Source organism: Pseudomonas sp. NY11955 (genome assembly GCF_048068035.1).
GTDB lineage: Bacteria > Pseudomonadota > Gammaproteobacteria > Pseudomonadales > Pseudomonadaceae > Aquipseudomonas.
The window spans coordinates 17,801-35,184 of sequence record NZ_JBLUPS010000020.1 but is presented as its reverse complement, the minus strand read 5'-3'; the positions used below and the strand labels follow the sequence as shown (position 1 = coordinate 35,184).

Annotated in this window: 16 protein-coding genes; 12 read left to right on the top strand and 4 right to left on the bottom strand. The window is 62.9% G+C overall.

Annotated elements, in window-relative coordinates:
- Window positions 1-59 precede the first annotated feature (59 nt).
- The 11 genes from ACNFBR_RS26110 to ACNFBR_RS26060 all read left to right on the top strand — a co-directional run bounded on the left by ACNFBR_RS26110 (window position 60) and on the right by ACNFBR_RS26060 (window position 10,932).
- A complete protein-coding gene (locus ACNFBR_RS26110) occupies window positions 60-422 on the top strand; it encodes a toxin (protein WP_416737408.1) in 363 nt (120 codons plus the stop codon).
- Window positions 400-714 carry a helix-turn-helix domain-containing protein gene (locus ACNFBR_RS26105; RefSeq protein ID WP_416737407.1) on the top strand — a complete coding sequence of 105 codons (315 nt, stop codon included), beginning with the start codon at window positions 400-402 and terminating at the stop codon, window positions 712-714. Before ACNFBR_RS26110 ends, ACNFBR_RS26105 begins: the two co-directional genes overlap by 23 nt.
- Window positions 715-876: 162 nt before the next feature.
- On the top strand, window positions 877-2,559 hold the full coding sequence (locus ACNFBR_RS26100; RefSeq protein ID WP_416737406.1) for a flavin monoamine oxidase family protein: 1,683 nt from the start codon (window positions 877-879) through the stop codon (window positions 2,557-2,559).
- A gap of 14 nt (window positions 2,560-2,573) precedes the next feature.
- Window positions 2,574-3,368: a carbon-nitrogen hydrolase family protein gene (locus tag ACNFBR_RS26095; RefSeq protein ID WP_416737405.1), complete on the top strand. Its 795-nt coding sequence runs from the start codon at window positions 2,574-2,576 to the stop codon at window positions 3,366-3,368.
- An 83-nt stretch (window positions 3,369-3,451) separates the two neighbouring features.
- Window positions 3,452-5,752, top strand: a complete 2,301-nt coding sequence (gene pqqF / locus ACNFBR_RS26090) for a pyrroloquinoline quinone biosynthesis protein PqqF (protein ID WP_416737404.1) — start codon at window positions 3,452-3,454, stop codon at window positions 5,750-5,752.
- A gap of 159 nt (window positions 5,753-5,911) precedes the next feature.
- On the top strand, window positions 5,912-5,983 hold the full coding sequence (gene pqqA, locus ACNFBR_RS26085) for a pyrroloquinoline quinone precursor peptide PqqA (protein ID WP_003243383.1): 72 nt from the start codon (window positions 5,912-5,914) through the stop codon (window positions 5,981-5,983).
- Window positions 5,984-6,062: 79 nt separating this feature from the next.
- Window positions 6,063-6,974 (top strand): pyrroloquinoline quinone biosynthesis protein PqqB, encoded by a 912-nt coding sequence (gene pqqB, locus ACNFBR_RS26080; RefSeq protein ID WP_416737403.1) that lies wholly within the window; start codon window positions 6,063-6,065, stop codon window positions 6,972-6,974.
- A gap of 9 nt (window positions 6,975-6,983) precedes the next feature.
- Window positions 6,984-7,739, top strand: a complete 756-nt coding sequence (gene pqqC / locus ACNFBR_RS26075; protein WP_416737402.1) for a pyrroloquinoline-quinone synthase PqqC — start codon at window positions 6,984-6,986, stop codon at window positions 7,737-7,739.
- A complete protein-coding gene (pqqD, locus tag ACNFBR_RS26070) occupies window positions 7,736-8,011 on the top strand; it encodes a pyrroloquinoline quinone biosynthesis peptide chaperone PqqD (protein WP_416737401.1) in 276 nt (91 codons plus the stop codon). The genes pqqC and pqqD overlap by 4 nt, the downstream gene beginning before the upstream one ends.
- Window positions 7,983-9,143 (top strand): pyrroloquinoline quinone biosynthesis protein PqqE, encoded by a 1,161-nt coding sequence (gene pqqE / locus ACNFBR_RS26065; RefSeq protein WP_416737400.1) that lies wholly within the window; start codon window positions 7,983-7,985, stop codon window positions 9,141-9,143. The genes pqqD and pqqE overlap by 29 nt, the downstream gene beginning before the upstream one ends.
- Window positions 9,109-10,932, top strand: coding sequence for a S9 family peptidase (locus tag ACNFBR_RS26060; protein ID WP_416737399.1), 1,824 nt, complete (start codon window positions 9,109-9,111; stop codon window positions 10,930-10,932). The genes pqqE and ACNFBR_RS26060 overlap by 35 nt, the downstream gene beginning before the upstream one ends.
- 124 nt (window positions 10,933-11,056) lie before the next feature.
- Here ACNFBR_RS26060 and ACNFBR_RS26055 read toward each other — a convergent pair whose 3' ends face one another.
- Together ACNFBR_RS26055 and ACNFBR_RS26050 are read right to left on the bottom strand one after the other, a co-directional pair.
- A complete protein-coding gene (locus ACNFBR_RS26055; RefSeq protein ID WP_009681539.1) occupies window positions 11,057-11,215 on the bottom strand; it encodes a YqaE/Pmp3 family membrane protein in 159 nt (52 codons plus the stop codon).
- A gap of 152 nt (window positions 11,216-11,367) precedes the next feature.
- Window positions 11,368-12,648, bottom strand: coding sequence for an aspartate aminotransferase family protein (locus tag ACNFBR_RS26050; RefSeq protein ID WP_416737398.1), 1,281 nt, complete (start codon window positions 12,646-12,648; stop codon window positions 11,368-11,370).
- A 209-nt stretch (window positions 12,649-12,857) separates the two neighbouring features.
- On the opposite strand from ACNFBR_RS26050, the gene ACNFBR_RS26045 reads away from it, so the two are divergent.
- Window positions 12,858-13,781 (top strand): LysR family transcriptional regulator, encoded by a 924-nt coding sequence (locus ACNFBR_RS26045; RefSeq protein ID WP_416737397.1) that lies wholly within the window; start codon window positions 12,858-12,860, stop codon window positions 13,779-13,781.
- Between the two features lie 233 nt (window positions 13,782-14,014).
- On the opposite strand, the gene ACNFBR_RS26040 is transcribed toward ACNFBR_RS26045, so the two are convergent.
- Both ACNFBR_RS26040 and ACNFBR_RS26035 read right to left on the bottom strand, forming a co-directional pair.
- Entirely contained in the window at window positions 14,015-15,793 is a 1,779-nt protein-coding gene (locus ACNFBR_RS26040; protein WP_416737396.1) for an acyl-CoA dehydrogenase C-terminal domain-containing protein, read from the bottom strand.
- Window positions 15,794-15,917: 124 nt separating this feature from the next.
- Window positions 15,918-17,201, bottom strand: a complete 1,284-nt coding sequence (locus ACNFBR_RS26035) for a diguanylate cyclase (RefSeq protein ID WP_416737395.1) — start codon at window positions 17,199-17,201, stop codon at window positions 15,918-15,920.
- Window positions 17,202-17,384: the final 183 nt, after the last annotated feature.

Sequence of the window (17,384 nt, the reverse complement as noted above, 5' to 3'; positions counted from 1 at the left end):
AGGCAGGATTGACACACCTCACCACACCTCCCAAACTATACGCAGATAACGTACAGCGCATGGACGCCGTTTTTGTTGAGCTTCCCTCATTTGAACGTCATCGCCTCAGCTACCTGAGCGACGAAGACTTTCGCTCCTTGCAACAACTCTTGTTGAAGAACCCGCTTGCTGGAGATTTGATTCAAGGCACAGGAGGGCTCAGGAAGCTGCGGTTTCCCGATTCCCAACGGCAGAAGGGTAAACGCGGCGGCATCCGCATCATCTACTACTTCTGGCTTCCGGGGACTCAGTTCTGGCTGTTTACTCTATACGGCAAAGACATACAGGATGACTTGACCGACTCCCAGCGAAAAGCACTGAGAACCATGCTCGAACGCGAATACCTGTCGAGGACCCATCATGCCACGCAACCTGTTCACTGAGCTTACTGAAGGTTTCGACGCCCTGGCCGAAGAACGCCAAGGCAAGAAGACCCTGCGCTCGCACAAAGTCAGTTTCATCGAACTGACCCCCTTGGCCCCGAATGAATTGCTAGAGCTACGCCAGCGCCTCAACATGTCCAGGGCTCTCTTCGCTACGTATCTGCGAACCAACGCCAGAACGCTGGAGAACTGGGAGCAAGGCCGTTCCAGGCCTAACGCGCAGGCTGTTGCACTCATTCGTTTGGTGCAGAAGTACCCCGAGACAGTGGATCACCTGGCATCGCTGACTTGATTCGTCACTATTTATAATTTACCTGCAAATATGACGAACACGGCTACATTAAGACACCACTCTGCATCTTAATTACGAACATCCCACTCCCTAAAATGACCCCCAGGCATCTCCTATACTCAGGCTCCGCTCCCCGCGCAGCCTCTCTGGCAAGGTCACTTCATGAACAAGAAAAACCGCCACCCCGCCGACGGCAAGAAGCCGATCACCATCTTCGGCCCGGACTTCCCGTTTGCCTTCGACGACTGGCTGGAACACCCGGCAGGCCTGGGCAGCATCCCGGCTGAGCGCCATGGTGAGGAAGTGGCCATCGTGGGTGCCGGTATCGCCGGCCTGGTGGCGGCCTACGAGTTGATGAAGCTGGGCCTCAAGCCAGTGGTGTACGAGGCCTCCAAGCTGGGCGGCCGGCTGCGCTCGCAAGCCTTCAATGGCACCGATGGGATCATCGCCGAGTTGGGCGGCATGCGCTTCCCGGTGTCGTCCACTGCCTTCTATCACTACGTGGACAAGCTGGGCCTGGAAACCAAGCCTTTCCCCAACCCGCTGACCCCAGCCTCGGGCAGCACGGTGATCGACCTGGAAGGCCAGACCTACTACGCCGAAAAGCCCACCGACCTGCCCGCGCTGTTCCATGAGGTGGCCGACGCCTGGGCCGACGCGCTGGAAAGCGGCGCCCAATTCGCGGATATCCAGCAAGCCATTCGCGACCGTGACGTACCGCGCCTGAAGGAGCTGTGGAACAAGCTGGTGCCGCTGTGGGATGACCGCACCTTCTACGATTTCGTCGCCACCTCGCGCTCTTTCGCCAAGCTGAGCTTCCAGCACCGCGAAGTGTTCGGCCAGGTCGGTTTCGGCACCGGCGGTTGGGATTCGGACTTCCCCAACTCAATGCTGGAAATCTTCCGCGTGGTGATGACCAACTGCGACGACCACCAGCACCTGGTGGTCGGCGGGGTGGAACAAGTGCCGCAAGGCATCTGGCGTCATGTACCGGAGCGCTGCGTGCATTGGCCGCAGGGCACCAGCCTGAGCGCGCTGCACGGCGGCGCGCCGCGTACCGGGGTCAAGCGCATCGCCCGCGCTGCCGATGGCCGCCTGGCGGTCACCGACAACTGGGGCGACACCCGCCACTACAGCGCAGTGCTCGCCACCTGCCAGACCTGGCTGCTGACCACCCAGATCGACTGCGAGGAATCGTTGTTCTCGCAAAAGATGTGGATGGCCCTGGACCGCACCCGTTACATGCAGTCATCCAAGACCTTCGTCATGGTCGACCGGCCGTTCTGGAAGGACAAGGACCCGGAAACCGGCCGCGACCTGATGAGCATGACCCTCACCGACCGCCTCACCCGCGGTACCTACCTGTTCGACAACGGTGACGACAAACCGGGCGTGATCTGCCTGTCCTACGCCTGGATGAGCGATGCGCTGAAGATGCTGCCGCACCCGGTGGAAAAACGCGTGCAACTGGCCCTGGATGCGCTGAAAAAGATCTACCCGAAGACCGACATTGCGGGGCACATCATCGGCGACCCGATCACCATTTCCTGGGAAGCCGACCCGCACTTCCTTGGCGCCTTCAAGGGCGCGCTGCCGGGCCACTATCGCTACAACCAGCGCATGTACGCGCACTTCATGCAGCAGGACATGCCTGCCGAACAGCGCGGTATGTTCATTGCCGGTGACGACGTGTCGTGGACCCCTGCCTGGGTGGAAGGCGCGGTGCAAACATCGCTCAATGCGGTGTGGGGTATCATGAACCACTTCGGTGGCCACACCCACCCGGACAACCCCGGCCCAGGCGACGTGTTCGACGAAATCGGCCCGATCGCGCTGGCGGATTGAGACAAGGAGGCGCCATGCGCATCGCTCTGTTCCAGGGCGCACCCAAGCCACTGGACGTAGCCGGCAACCTGCAACGGCTGCGCCACCAGGCGCAACTGGCAGCCGAACGTGGCGCCCAGTTGCTGGTGTGCCCGGAGATGTTTTTGACCGGCTATAACATTGGCCTGGCCCAGGTCGAGCGCTTGGCCGAAGCCGACGATGGCCCGGCGGCGATGGCGGTGGTGGAAATCGCCCAGGCGCACCGCATCGCTATCGTGTACGGCTACCCCGAGCGCGGCGATGACGGGGCAATCTACAACAGTGTGCAGTTGATCGATGCGCATGGCCGCAGCCTGAGCAACTACCGCAAAACCCACCTATTCGGTGAACTGGATCGCTCGATGTTCAGCCCAGGCGCCGACCACTTCCCGGTGGTGGAGCTGGATGGCTGGAAAGTCGGCCTGCTGATCTGCTACGACATCGAGTTCCCGGAGAACGCCCGGCGCCTGGCGCTGCAAGGCGCCGAGCTGATCCTGGTGCCGACGGCGAACATGGCACCGTACGACTTTACCTGCCAGGTGACCGTGAGGGCGCGGGCACAGGAAAACCAGTGCTACCTGGTGTATGCCAACTACTGCGGCGCGGAAGAAGAGATCCAGTATTGCGGGCAGAGCAGCATCATCGGGCCGGATGGGAGCTTGCTGGCCATGGCCGGGCGAGGTGAGTGCCAGTTGCTGGCGGAGTTGGAGCATGAGCGGGTGGTACAGGGCCGGGAGGCATTTCCTTACCTGACCGACCTGCGCCAGGATCTGTACCTGCGTAAAGGCTGACGGCCCTTTCGCGGGCATGCCCGCGAAGAGTCCGGGCCTGCAAACAAATGGGTTAGCATGGCCAGCAGCAACCGGAGCCCCCCATGTCTGACGCCACCCGCCACCTCACCCTCGCCAACGGCCTGCAGCTCACCCTGCGCCATGCCCCGCGCCTGAAGCGCTCGGCCGCCGCACTGCGGGTGCACGCGGGTAGCCACGACGCGCCGGGAAAATGGCCAGGCCTGGCCCACTTCCTCGAACACCTGTTCTTCCTCGGCACCACGCGGTATCCCTTGGACGACGGCCTGATGCGCTATGTGCAGGCCCTCGGTGGCCAGGTCAACGCCAGCACCCGCGAACGCACCACCGATTTTTTCTTCGAAGTCCCGCCCAATGCCTTGGCCGGAGGCCTCGACCGCCTGTGCCAGATGCTGGCCGAGCCTGACCTGGGCATCGCGCGCCAATATCGCGAACGTGAGGTGATCCACGCCGAGTTCATCGCCTGGTCGCGCAACCCACAGGCCCAGCAGCAGTTCGCCTTGCTGCAGTCGGTATCGCCTGGCCATCCACTGAGCGCTTTTCATGCCGGCAACCGATACACCCTGGCCCTGCACGACCCGGCCTTCCAGCAAGCGCTTGGGGGCTTTCACCGGCGTTTTTACCAAGGCGGTCAGATGGTCTTGAGCCTGTGCGGCCCGCAGCCACTGGATGAACTGGAGCAACTTGGCCGGCAGCATGCCGAGCAGTTCGCCACAGGCCAGCCAGTGCCGCACATTCAGCCTCCGCCCCTGTCAGTGACGACTACGCCACTGGCTTTCACCCACGAAAACCTCCCGGCGGGTGCCGAGCAGGCGCTGGAACTGTTGATCGCCTGCCTGGCTGACAGCCGCCCTGGTACTTGGCTGAATGCGCTGCGCGAACGTGGCTGGCTGCAAAGTTTCAAAGCCGAAACGCTGTATGCCTTCGCCGGGCAGTTGCTGTGGCACCTTGACCTGAAGCTCAGCGCCGACGCCTGCCCAGACGCGGCCAGCGCCCTGCTGCACGGTTGGTTCAGCTTTATCCGACAGGCCGATCCTGAGCAACTGAACCGTGACTTCGGCCTGCTGCAGCTCAGCCGCGAGCGCAGCGCCAGCGCACTTGAACTGGCCCGCCGAGACAGCACGAAGCAGCCGTTCACCAAGTTGGATACGCAAGGTTTGCAGGCCCTGCAAGCTGTGCTGGAAAGCCTGCCAGGCAGCGAGCATGGCCAGTGGCACCTGCCGCCAACCGATCCGTTGCTGACGGCTGATCTGCCCGTAACCAACGCACAGCCTCTGCCGGCAGCACTGAAGATTAGCGACCAGCTCCCTGGCACCCGCCAATATGCAGCTCTCTATCTGCGCTGGCATGTGCCTTCGCCTTTGCGCCAGCGTTTGCAAGGTGTGCTCGAACAGGCCCTCGCACCGCTGCAGGAGCGCTGTGAACGCGCCTCGGTACAACTGCAGTACACCACTGCTGGGGAATACTGGCAGTTGCGCTGCACCGGGCTGCCGGCCGCAGTGCTGCGGGCAGTGGAGCAGGCCTTGGCTTCGATGCTCAAGCCCCCAGCCAGTTGCTGGCTGCCCTGTGCAGCGTCATCCCCGGCACTGATACCCATCAGGGCCCTGCTCAAGCAACTGCCAGACGCGGTGCTGGGTACCCCGCCCACAACGGTGCTGGCCGGCACGCTGGAGCAGCGGCAACTCAACAGCCTGTGGCAGCAGGCACACTGGCATGCCCTGGCCGTGGGCTTCGACGATGCAGCGCTGAGCGCCTTGGGCACTGCATTGCAGCGCTGCCCAGGGCAAGGTTCGCTGCCTGGCCCGCTGCCTACATGGGGCAACCACCGCTGGCAACATGCCCAAGTTCCGGGCAGTGAACATGCCCTGCTGCTGTTCTGCCCACTACCTGCGGCCGACGAAGCCACAGGCCGCCTGCTGGCTCAGTTGCTGCAGGGGCCGGTTTACCAACGCCTGCGGGTAGAACTGCAACTCGGCTACGCGGTGTTCAGCGCCTTTCGTCAGGTTGAAGGTGTCGGCGGCCTGCTGTTCGGCGTGCAGTCGCCCCACGCCAGCCAAACGCAGATCCTCGATCACCTGCTCACCCTGCTGCGCCTGGGCGTTACCCTGGACCCAGCCGCTCGCGACGCGCTGGCCGGGCAATTCAACGAGACGGCCATGGCCAATGCCGATGTCGCCGAATGGGCGTGGCAGACACACCTGGCTACACAACCCGGCAGGCTGGATGCGCTGCGCAGGGCTATCCTGACCACGCGGCAGACGGATCTGGACCACCTGCTGAGCAACCTGCTCGATACAGGTTCCACTTGGCTATGCTTGGCCAACGCTGCCGCGCCAGACCCTTCCTGGCAGGGCGCAAAGCAATGATTGTTACGCGAGCTGCAATGGCGCTTATCGAATAATTAACCTTTCGGTACAAGTTTTTCTTGTAAGATAGCGCAATCCCAGTTTCAGGGAACTGCCGACCCATGGCGGTACCCAAGTAGTAGCTGAGCAACCCAACCCTCATTCGGAAGGAGTAATTCCATGTGGACCAAACCTGCATACACTGATCTGCGTATCGGCTTCGAAGTCACCATGTACTTCGCTAACCGCTAAGCCCGGCTTAGGGTTCCACGCCTCGGCCTGCCGGGGCGTTTTCGTTTTTTCGATCCGGTTTTCCGCATAGAGAGTGGCCATGTACATCCAGGTTCTCGGCTCCGCCGCCGGTGGCGGGTTCCCGCAGTGGAACTGCAACTGCGTCAACTGCAAGGGCTATCGTGACGGCACCCTGCGGGCCACGGCACGCACCCAATCGTCCATTGCCCTGTCCGACGACGGCGTGCACTGGGTGCTGTGCAATGCCTCGCCCGACATCCGCGCCCAACTGCAGGCCTTTGCGCCGATGCAGCCGGCCCGCGCCCTGCGCGACACCGGCATCAACGCCATCGTGCTGCTGGACAGCCAGATCGACCACACCACCGGCCTGCTCAGCCTGCGCGAAGGTTGCCCGCACCAGGTGTGGTGCACCGACATGGTTCACCAGGACCTCACCACCGGTTTCCCACTGTTCAACATGCTCAGCCACTGGAACGGTGGCCTGCAGTGGAACCGCATCGAGCTGGAAGGGAGCTTCGTCATCGAGGCCTGCCCCAACCTCAAGTTCACCCCCTTCCCCCTGCGCAGCGCAGCACCGCCGTATTCGCCGCACCGCTTCGACCCGCACCCAGGCGATAACCTTGGCCTACTGGTCGAGGACACCCGTACCGGCGGCAAGCTGTTCTACGCCCCAGGCCTGGGCCAGGTCGACGAAAAGCTGCTGGCGATGATGCACGGCGCCGATTGCCTGCTGGTCGACGGCACCCTGTGGGAAGACGATGAAATGCAGCGCCGTGGCGTGGGCACCCGCACCGGCCGCGAGATGGGCCACCTGGCGCAGAACGGGCCCGGCGGCATGCTCGAAGTGCTGGACGGTTTCCCGCGTCAGCGCAAGGTACTTATCCACATCAACAACACCAACCCGATTCTCGATGAAGACTCCCCCGAGCGCGCCGAAGTCCTGCGCCGCGGTGTGGAAGTTGCCTTCGACGGCATGAGCATCGAGTTGTAAGGAGGCCCCATGAGCGACGCACTGCCCATGTCCCCTGCCGAATTCGAGCAGGCCCTGCGCGCCAAGGGCGCCTATTACCACATCCATCACCCCTACCATGTGGCGATGTACCAGGGCCGCGCCACCCGCGAGCAGATCCAGGGCTGGGTGGCCAACCGCTTCTACTACCAGGTCAACATCCCAATGAAGGATGCCGCGATCCTGGCCAACTGCCCGGACCGCGAAGTGCGCCGCGAGTGGATCCAGCGCCTGCTCGACCATGACGGCGCCCCCGGCGAGGATGGCGGCATCGAAGCTTGGCTGCGCCTGGGCCAGGCCGTCGGCCTCGACCCAGACCAGCTGCGCTCGCAAGAGCTGGTACTGCCCGGTGTGCGTTTTGCCGTGGACGCCTACGTCAACTTCGCCCGCCGTGCCAGCTGGCAGGAAGCGGCCAGCAGCTCGCTGACCGAGCTGTTCGCCCCGCAAATCCATCAGTCACGCCTGGACAGTTGGCCGCAGCACTACCCATGGATCGACCCGGCCGGCTACGAATACTTCCGCACCCGCCTGGGCCAGGCCCGACGCGATGTGGAGCACGGCCTGGCGATTACCCTGCAGCACTACACCACCCGCGAGGGACAGGAGCGTATGCTGGAGATCCTGCAGTTCAAGCTGGATATCCTCTGGAGCATGCTCGATGCCATGAGCATGGCCTACGAGCTGAACCGCCCGCCCTATCATTCAGTCACCCAGGAACGGGTGTGGCACAAGGGGATCACCCTATGAGTTTCGACCGTAACCAGGTGCCTAACTGGCGCCCCGGCTACCGTTTCCAGTACGAGCCGGCGCAAAAGGGCCATGTGTTGCTGTACCCCGAAGGCATGATCAAGCTCAACGACAGCGCGAGCCTGATCGGTGGCCTGATCGACGGCCAGCGTGACGTGGCAGCGATCATCAGCGAACTCGAACAGCAATTCCCCGATGTCCCGCAAGTGGCCGACGACATCGAGCAGTTCATGGAGGTGGCCCGTGCCGAACACTGGATCGTCCTCGCCTGAATTGCCGCCCACGCCCGAGGTCGGCCTGCCGCTGTGGCTGCTGGCCGAGCTCACCTATCGCTGCCCGCTGCAGTGCCCGTACTGCTCAAACCCGCTGGACTTCGCCGCCCAGGGCCAGGAACTGAGCACCGAACAGTGGTTCAGGGTGATGGCCGAAGCGCGGGAAATGGGTGCCGCGCAAATCGGCTTTTCCGGCGGCGAGCCACTGGTACGCCAGGACCTGGCCGAGCTGATCGGCGAAGCCCGCCGACTGGGTTACTACACCAACCTGATCACCTCGGGCATTGGCCTGACCGAGGCGCGCATCGCCGACTTCAAGAAAGCCGGCCTGGACCATATCCAGATCAGCTTCCAGGCCAGCGACGAGCAGGTGAACAACCTGCTGGCCGGCTCGAAAAAGGCCTTTGCACAAAAGCTGGAAATGGCCCGTGCGGTGAAAGCCCACGGCTACCCGATGGTGCTCAACTTCGTCACCCATCGGCACAACATCGACAAGATCGACCGCATCATCGAACTGTGCATTGCTCTGGAGGCCGACTTCGTCGAGCTCGCCACCTGCCAGTTCTATGGCTGGGCGCACCTCAACCGCCTGGGGCTGCTACCCACCCGCGCGCAGTTGCAGCGGGCCGAACGCATCACCAACGAATACCGGGACAAGCTCAAGGCCGAGGGCAACCCGTGCAAGCTGATCTTCGTCACCCCGGACTACTACGAGGAGCGTCCCAAAGCCTGCATGAATGGCTGGGGCAACCTGTTCCTCACCATCACCCCGGACGGCACTGCACTGCCCTGTCACGGCGCACGCCAACTGCCGGTTCAATTCCCCAACGTGCGCGACCACAGCCTGCACCATATCTGGTACGAGTCGTTCGGCTTCAATCGCTTCCGTGGTTATGAGTGGATGCGCGAACCGTGCCGTTCCTGCGACGAAAAAGAAAAGGACTTCGGCGGCTGTCGCTGCCAGGCCTTCATGCTCACCGGCGATGCCAGCAACGCCGACCCGGTGTGCGCCAAGTCGGCTGACCACGGCATCATCCTCAAGGCCCGCGAGGAAGCGGAAACCGCCAAGCTCGCCATTGAACAGATGACCTTCCGCAATGATCGAAACTCCCGTGTCATCGCCCGCGGCTGAGTTCAGCGCGGCCCAGGCGGTTGCCGCCGGCACCGACTTCACCGAGCTCAAAGTCAGTGCCGACGGGCTGTTCTGGATCGAATTTCGCCCGGCCGATGGTGCTTGCCGTATCTGGCACTGGCTGCACTACCAGGCCCGCTGCCTGACCCCGGATGGCTTCAGCGTGCGCAGCCGGGTCTACGAGTATGGCGGTGGCAGCTACTGCCTGGGTGGCGACGGCCTGGTCTTCGTCAACGAAAAGGACCAGCAGCTCTACACCCAGCCACTGGACGACTCGCAACCACGGGCGCTGACCCAGGATGCCAGCTGCCGCTACGGCGATGTGCAGTGGCATGACGGCCAGGTGCTGGCCGTCGAGGAGCACCATGCCGAACAGGTGGAGCATCGCCTGGTCGCTGTGGCTGAAAGCAGCCGTGAAGTGCTCGCCGAGGGCGCCGACTTCTATGCCTCACCCACTGTGAGCGCCGATGGCCAACGCCTGGCGTGGATCGAATGGGACCGCCCGGCACAGCCCTGGACCGTCACCCGGCTGATGTGTCGCTCACGGGATGCCAACGGCCATTGGGGGCCGCCGCAGTGTATGGCCGCCGCTGACGAGTCGCTGCAGCAACCACGCTTCGATGCCGATGGCCGGCTGTATTGCCTGTCCGACCGCAAGGGCTTCTGGCAACCCTGGGGTGAAGTCGCTGGCCACTGGCAGGCGTTGCCCGCCGGGCCTGCGGACCATGCGGCCGCACCCTGGCAATTGGGCACCTGCACCTGGTTGGCAATGGGGCCGCAAAGCTACCTGGCCAGTTGGTTCGAGGACGGCTTCGGGCAATTGGGGCTGCGTGCCGAAGATGGCCGCATGGAGCGTTTCGCCAGTGCCTATACGCGCTTTCGCAGCCTGGCCATGGATACCGAACACCTCTATGCCATTGCCGCCTCGCCCATCAGTCCGCCGGCAGTGGTGGCTATCGACCGTGGCAACCATGAAGTACGCGTACTGGCGGGAGGTGCCGAGCTGCTGCCGGCAGGGCAAATCAGCCTGCCGCAGCCCATCCACTACGGCAGTGACCGCGAACAGGCCCATGGCTTCTTCTACCCACCAGCGCAGTCGCAAGGCGCCGCACCGCTGGTGGTATTCGTCCACGGCGGCCCGACTTCGGCCTGTTACCCCGTGCTGGACCCACGCATTCAGTACTGGACCCAGCGCGGCTTTGCCGTGGCCGACCTGAACTACCGAGGCAGCACCGGCTATGGCCGCGAGTACCGCCAGGCACTGCACCTGCGCTGGGGCCAAAGCGATGTGGCCGATGCCTGTGCGGTGGTCGACTATCTGGCGGCTCAGGGCCTGATCGACAAACACAAGGCGTTCATTCGTGGCGGCAGCGCCGGTGGCTACACCACCCTGTGCGCCTTGGCCTTCCATGATGTATTCCGCGCCGGTGCCAGCCTGTACGGGGTCAGCGACCCGGTTGCCCTGAGCCGTGCCACCCATAAATTCGAGGGCGATTACCTGGACTGGCTGATCGGCGACCCGCAACAGGACGCTGAACGCTACCGCCAGCGCACACCGCTGCTGCATGCGGGGCAGATCAGGGTGCCGGTGATTTTCTTCCAGGGTGAGCTGGATGCGGTGGTGGTGCCGGAACAGACGCGGTCGATGCTGGCGGCGCTACAGGCCAACGGGATAGAGGCTGAAGGGCACTTCTATGCGGGCGAGCGGCATGGCTTTCGCAAGGCGCAGAACCTGGCGCATGCGTTGGAAGAAGAGTGGAAGTTCTATTGCCGGGTGCTGGGGCAATAAGCCGAGCGGGCCCTTGTAGGAGCAGCCTTGTGCTGCGAAAGGATCGTCACCGGCAGCGCACTTTCTGTGCCTGTAATGGCCTCTTCGCAGCGCAAGGCTGCTCCTACAGGGACCGTGTTACCGCTTATCGCTTGGCGATGATGTACACCGCGTGCACGATCCCCGGAATGTACCCCAGCAGGGTCAGCAGAATATTCAGCCAGAACGCCCCGCCAAACCCGACCTGCAGAAACACCCCCAGCGGCGGCAGGATGATGGCGATGATGATGCGGATAAAGTCCATGCGAGTCTCTCCTGAAGGGTTACAGCAAAGACTAGCTGCCCGCCCTAGAGGTTCCACAGGCAAAAAAAAACGCCCCAGGCCGAATGAAACAGGCCAGGGGCGATGCGCAGGAACGCCAGACGGTTCGTAGAATTCTCGGTCTTGCTACACAGTTACGCCGGCACCTCGCGGCGGGCCTGCTGCTGGGCATGCAGGCGGGCGAAGGCGCGGGCCAGGCGCAGCAGCATCTCGTCGATGTTGCCCTTGCTCACGGTCAGCGCCGGCGAAAACCGCACCACATCGGCTTGCGGCGCGTTCAGCAGCAGGCCTTCGTACAGGGCTGCCGCTACCAGTTCGCGGGCCAGGTTTTCTTTCAGTTGCAGGGCCCACAGCAGGCCTTGCCCACGCACTTCACCCTGGCCATAGCGCCCGGCCAGACGGCTCAGGCCTTCACGCAGGTGGCGGCCGTTATCCTGCACCTGGGTGAAGAAACCAGGCTCCAGCACGGTCTCCAGCACTGCCAAGCCGGCGGCGCACATCAAGGCGTTGCCATGGTGGCTGCCTTCCAGCTCACCCGGCTCGGCGCAGCATGCCGTGCCCCGGGCCAGCAAGGCGGCCAGCGGCACGCCACCGCCCAGGCCCTTGCCCAGGGTGATGATGTCGGCGCGCACGCCATAGGTCTCTTCTGCCAATAGCGCACCACAGCGGCCAACACCGGTCTGCACCTCATCGAGGATCAGCAGGATGCCCAGTTCGCGGCACAGCGTTTCCACGCCCTTGAGGTATTCCTGGGTTGCCGGGATGACGCCCGCTTCGCCCTGGATCGGCTCAAGCATGATTGCCACGGTGCGTGAATCCACCGCAGCGTGCAGCGCCGCCAGGTCATTGAACGGCACCTTGCTGAAACCCGGCAGGCCCGGTTCGCAGCGATTGCACGGCAGCGGGTCGGACGCAGACAACGCACCCAGGCTGCGGCCATGGCAGGCCTGGCTGGCGGTGATGATGTGATAGGCACCGTTGCGGTGCAGCTGGCCCCACTTGCGCGCCAGCTTGATCGCACCTTCGCAGGCCTCGGCACCGCTGTTGAGCAGGTAGGCCTGGTCACTGCCGGTGCTCTGGCACAGGCGGTTGACCAGGCCCAGCAGGCCTCGGCTGTGGAAGCCCGAGCCCGGGTTGATCAGCGCCTGGGCCTGGTTGCCCAACGCTTTTACCAGCACACTGGGGCTGTGGCCCAGGCTATTGACCGCTCCACCCTGAGTGAAGTCCAGGTAGGCGTGCCCTTCGTTGTCCCACAACCAGGAGCCCTGGCCCCGCACGAATACCTGCGCTGCACGTTCGGCGCTGGGCATCAGGCGATCACGCGACAGCTCGGCTGCTTGCGGCACGATCACCGGCGCACGCTTGGGCTCGGCGACGGCGGCAGGGGCCGAGCGGCGCAGGTTGAACAGGTTCATCAGGGCTCCAACCAATCACGGTAAAGGGCGGCACGGTGCGGTCTTGCTGCCGTCACTCGATATTTTGCCTTGCCTATCAAAAGTGTTTTTCATCCGGGGTAACAATCGAGCTATTCATCGCTGTAACCCTTTGGAATACGGCGATAGACTAGGCCCCGCGAGGGTTTTCGACCATTTCGTTTTTCCAGCATTTTCGATAAGTGTTACTTATGGATTTCCGCCAACTGCGTTATTTCGTCGCGGTGTATGAAGAAGGGCACGTAGGCCGTGCCGCCGAACGCCTGTCGCTGTCTCAGCCGGCGCTGTCCCAGCAAATCCGTCAGCTGGAGCACAGCCTCGACCTAAGTCTGTTCGAGCGCAGCAACAAGCGCCTGTTGCCGACCCTGGCCGCCCACACCTTGTACAACCATGCCTTGCCGTTGCTCGACGGCCTGCAGCGTGCTCACGAGGCCATGCGCAACTTCAAGGGCCAGTCGCTGCGCACCTTGGCCATCGGCGTGCTGCAGACCGTGCGGCCTAGCCTGGTGCCACAGCTGCTCGAACGGCTACGCAAGGCTCAGCCTCACCTGGTCGTGCAGATTTACGAGTTGTCGGGGTTGGAGATCGAACGGCGCCTGCTCAATGGCAGCCTGGACATCGGTATCAGCTACTTGCCGCCGCGCCAGCCAGGGCTGCATGGCCTGCTGTTGTACGAAGATGAGCTGCAACTGGTCATACCCGATACCCACCCGCTGAAGGACTTCAAGAAGGTCTCCATCCGCCAAGCCGCCGAGTTGCCCATGCTGATGCTGGGCGAAGAGTTCCAGATCCGCCAGATCTGGCAGGCACAGCTGGCCAGCCAAGGCCGACGGCCGCAGGTGCAGGCAGAGATGAACAACATGGCGGGGATTCTCGACAGCCTGGCGCACACGGCGCTGGCCACCATTCTGCCGGGGCGGGCCAAGGAGGCTGCCGAGGATGACCAGGGGCTGCTGTGGAAGCCGCTGAGCGAGCCGCGCGTGCCGCTGAAGGTTGGCCTGGTGTTCCGCGATGCCCAGCGCCAGCAGGCCTCTGTGGAGCTGCTACGCACGCTGCTGGAGGAAGAAACCGATGCCCGCCTGTTGGGGACGTCACCGCTGGATGTGCTGGCCTGAAAAAACACGCGCACAAAGAAAACCCCGCCGAAGCGGGGTTTTCCAGACTGTTTCCCTGTGACATCCGTATCATCCCGCCGTCCTGGCAGGTGGTCCTTCGTCGTCTTCCTTGATCTGTCCTTTGCGCTTCCTGCGCAACGTCCATGTGGTAAAGATTAACCATGGATCCAATCTGAGAACAGTGGAGAAAAGTCACCACGTTGTGTAGGAAAAAGCTTACAAGCCAAGCGCTGTCAAAACTGCTCGGCATCCAGCAGGTACAGCGACTCACTCCCCGCCTTCACCGAAGCCACCAGCGAGTCCACCCGTGGCAGCAACCGCGCAAAGTAGAACCGCGCCGTACCCAGCTTCCCGGAGTAGAACGCCTCATCACCCTCACCCGCCTTGGCGGCCCGTGCCATCAGTGCCCACATGTAGCCATAGGCAACATAGCCAAAGGCATGCAGGTACTCGACCGAAGCCGCGCCAATTTCATTCGGGTTGCCCTTGGCCTGTTGCAATACCCACTCGGTCAGCCCATCGAGCTGATCGAGCGAAGCGCCCAGTGGGTTGGCGAATTCGTGCAGTTCGCTGCCCGCACTGGCAATGAACTGGCGAATCTCATCGGAGAACAGCTTGTAATACGCCCCGCCACTGGCCACCACCTTGCGACCCATCAGGTCCAACGCCTGGATACCGTTGGTGCCTTCGTAGATTTGCGTAATGCGCACATCGCGCACCAGTTGCTCCTGGCCCCACTCGCGAATATAACCATGCCCACCGAACACCTGCTGGCCATGCACCGCACACTCCAGGCCCAGGTCGGTGAGGAACGCCTTTGCCACCGGCGTCAGCAGTGCCACCAGCTCTTCGCTGCGTTTGCGCACATTGGCGTCTTCGCTGTACTTGGCACTGTCCAGCTGCATGGCCACGTAGGTGGAGAAAGCGCGGCCCCCTTCGATCAGCGCCTTCATGGTCAGCAGCATGCGGCGCACGTCCGGGTGGACGATGATTGGGTCGGCGGCCTTGTCCTTGGCTTGCGGGCCGGTCGGGGCGCGGCTCTGCAAACGATCGCGGGCGTACTCAACGGCGTTCTGGTAGGAACGCTCGGCCGACGCCAGGCCCTGGATGCCAACACCCAGGCGCTCGTAGTTCATCATGGTGAACATTGCCGCCAGGCCCTTGTTCGGCTCGCCGACGATGTAACCGACCGCTTCGTCGAAGTTCATCACGCAGGTAGCCGAAGCCTGGATACCCATCTTGTGCTCGATCGAGCCGCATGTGGCCGGGTTACGCGCGCCGAGGCTGCCATCTTCATTGACCAGGAACTTCGGCACCAGGAACAGCGAGATGCCTTTCGGCCCCGCCGGTGCATCAGGCAGCTTGGCCAGCACCAGGTGGATGATGTTTTCGGTCAGGTCGTGCTCGCCACCGGTGATGAAGATCTTGGTGCCGCTGACCTTGTAGCTGCCGTCGGCCTGGGGCTCGGCCTTGGTGCGGATGATGCCCAGGTCGGTACCGGCATGTGGCTCGGTCAGGCACATGGAACCCGCCCACACGCCGGCGTACATGTTCGGCAGGTATTTTTCCTTCAAAGCTTCGCTGGCGTGGGCGTTGATCGACAGGCAGGCGCCCGCGGTCAGCATCGGATACAGACCGAAGGCCAGGCTGGAGGCATTGACCATTTCCTCGACCTGCGCCGAGATGACCTTGGGCATGCCCATGCCACCGAACAGCGGGTCGCCGCCCACGCCCACCCAGCCACCTTCGGCGTAGGTGTTGTAAGCCTCGATGAAGCCGGCTGGGGTGCGCACTGCGCCGTTGTCCCAGTGGCACCCTTCTTCATCGGCGGCGCGGCTGAGCGGCGCGATGGTTTTGGCGGTGACTTTGCCGGCTTCTTCCAGCACGGCCATGGCCGTGTCGGCATCCACAACTTCGGCCAGCGCGGGCAATTGCCCCCACTGCTCGGCCACGTTGAAGACTTCATTCAGTACGAAGCGCATGTCGCGCAGGGGCGCTTTATAGTCAGCCATGACAACCTCTCGCTAGTCGGGTCGGGGCGGTCTCGGGGAACCGCGACACTGGGGTTACTGGCAGTGTAACCGAACAACTTTTACGAGACATAGGGTCATCACTCGACCATACAGTCTTGTTCGGTCACGCCATGCGCACCGCCCCACGCTGCGATTGTTGCCCATGCACCATGACACAATTGCGCCCTGCGCCTTTGGCGCTGTACAGCGCCTGGTCAGCGGATTTCAGCACCGCTTCGGGGTTGCGATGATCAGCCTGACGCTCGGCCACGCCGATGCTGATAGTGACCGATACCGTGCCGCCACCGCTGCCCGCCCGCCGCTGACGCCCAGCCGTATCGTCCTGCGGGCGGTTGCTCTGGTCGCGCAGGTGCATCACATAGTTGGCGATCACCTCGCGCACGGCTTCCACGTGGGGCACACATTCCTCGGCCGTCTTGCCGGCGAACACCAGGGCGAACTCCTCGCCACCATAACGGTAGGCTCGGCCGCCGCCGGTCACCTTGGACAAGCGGCTGGCCACCAGACGCAACACCTGGTCGCCCACGTCGTGCCCGTGGGTATCGTTGAATTTCTTGAAGTGGTCGACATCGGTCATGGCGATCACATAATTGCGCCCCAGGCGCTGCATGCGTTCATTCAGCGCCCGGCGCCCCGGCAGCCCGGTCAGTTCGTCGCGGAAGGCCATCTGGTAAGCCTCGTGCGCTACTGCCGCGGCGATCATCAGCATCACCTGGCTGCACATGATGTTCAGGGTGAATGGCAGGATGAAGGTTTGCGGCAGCATCCAGAAAATACCTACCAGGCCCGTTATCAACGCAGCGTGCAGAGGCCGCGGTGCACGCAGGTATTGAACTATCAGCAGGATGAACACGCCGATGAACAAGGGGTAGACCATCTGGATCAGGCTCATCCACTGGCCGTGCAAGGCCGGCCAACGGATTTCCGCCAGCCATGTCAGCAGTGCTTCGGGATAGCTTTGTTCGAGGGCCACCGCCACGCTACCCACGGCAAACAGCACGGCGCTGCGGGCAATCAGGTCCTGCAGCAGGTGGGTACGTTCCTGCCAGGCGCCATACAGCCCGAACAGCGCGGGCAGCAGCAGGCACACCAGGTGGAAGATCACTGCGGCGTCCTCGCGCACGCGGCCATGGTCACGGTAGAAGTCGGTCTGGGTATCGAGCAGGAAGTAGGCGATGTACACCGTGAGCATCATGAACAGCTCACGCTGGCGGCGATACACCGCGCAGTAGGCGCCGCCCAGCAGCAGGACCAAGGTAGGCAGGACATTGAACAGCGATGTGAAAAAGACGCTGAGGTCTCTCACATAGGCTGCGGCGAGCCCTGCCAACAACAGAACCAGCGATGGCAGAAAGTGGCTTGCGCGAACAGCGTTAAGACGAAACAAGGGTAATCTCCAACCCGGCAGATCAATAATGGCATTGTGCCCTTACTTCATCGGCAGCACACATGAACAATTGAATTTCCGATCAGGTGCGATCCTTGTAGGAGCAGCCTTGTGCTGCGAAAGGGCCGGTATGACAGAAATTTTTTTGGGCAGTTATGGCCTCTTCGCAGCACAAGGCTGCTC

What these genes read in the sequence shown, in the direction of transcription:
- ACNFBR_RS26110 (WP_416737408.1), top strand. Translation starts at nt 60, where the DNA reads ATGGACGCCGTTTTTGTTGAGCTTCCCTCATTTGAACGTCATCGCCTC.
- ACNFBR_RS26105 (WP_416737407.1), top strand. Translation starts at nt 400, where the DNA reads ATGCCACGCAACCTGTTCACTGAGCTTACTGAAGGTTTCGACGCCCTG.
- ACNFBR_RS26100 (WP_416737406.1), top strand. Translation starts at nt 877, where the DNA reads ATGAACAAGAAAAACCGCCACCCCGCCGACGGCAAGAAGCCGATCACC.
- ACNFBR_RS26095 (WP_416737405.1), top strand. Translation starts at nt 2,574, where the DNA reads ATGCGCATCGCTCTGTTCCAGGGCGCACCCAAGCCACTGGACGTAGCC.
- pqqF (WP_416737404.1), top strand. Translation starts at nt 3,452, where the DNA reads ATGTCTGACGCCACCCGCCACCTCACCCTCGCCAACGGCCTGCAGCTC.
- pqqB (WP_416737403.1), top strand. Translation starts at nt 6,063, where the DNA reads ATGTACATCCAGGTTCTCGGCTCCGCCGCCGGTGGCGGGTTCCCGCAG.
- pqqC (WP_416737402.1), top strand. Translation starts at nt 6,984, where the DNA reads ATGAGCGACGCACTGCCCATGTCCCCTGCCGAATTCGAGCAGGCCCTG.
- pqqD (WP_416737401.1), top strand. Translation starts at nt 7,736, where the DNA reads ATGAGTTTCGACCGTAACCAGGTGCCTAACTGGCGCCCCGGCTACCGT.
- ACNFBR_RS26060 (WP_416737399.1), top strand. Translation starts at nt 9,109, where the DNA reads ATGATCGAAACTCCCGTGTCATCGCCCGCGGCTGAGTTCAGCGCGGCC.
- ACNFBR_RS26055 (WP_009681539.1), bottom strand. Translation starts at nt 11,215, where the DNA reads ATGGACTTTATCCGCATCATCATCGCCATCATCCTGCCGCCGCTGGGG.
- ACNFBR_RS26050 (WP_416737398.1), bottom strand. Translation starts at nt 12,648, where the DNA reads ATGAACCTGTTCAACCTGCGCCGCTCGGCCCCTGCCGCCGTCGCCGAG.
- ACNFBR_RS26045 (WP_416737397.1), top strand. Translation starts at nt 12,858, where the DNA reads ATGGATTTCCGCCAACTGCGTTATTTCGTCGCGGTGTATGAAGAAGGG.
- ACNFBR_RS26040 (WP_416737396.1), bottom strand. Translation starts at nt 15,793, where the DNA reads ATGGCTGACTATAAAGCGCCCCTGCGCGACATGCGCTTCGTACTGAAT.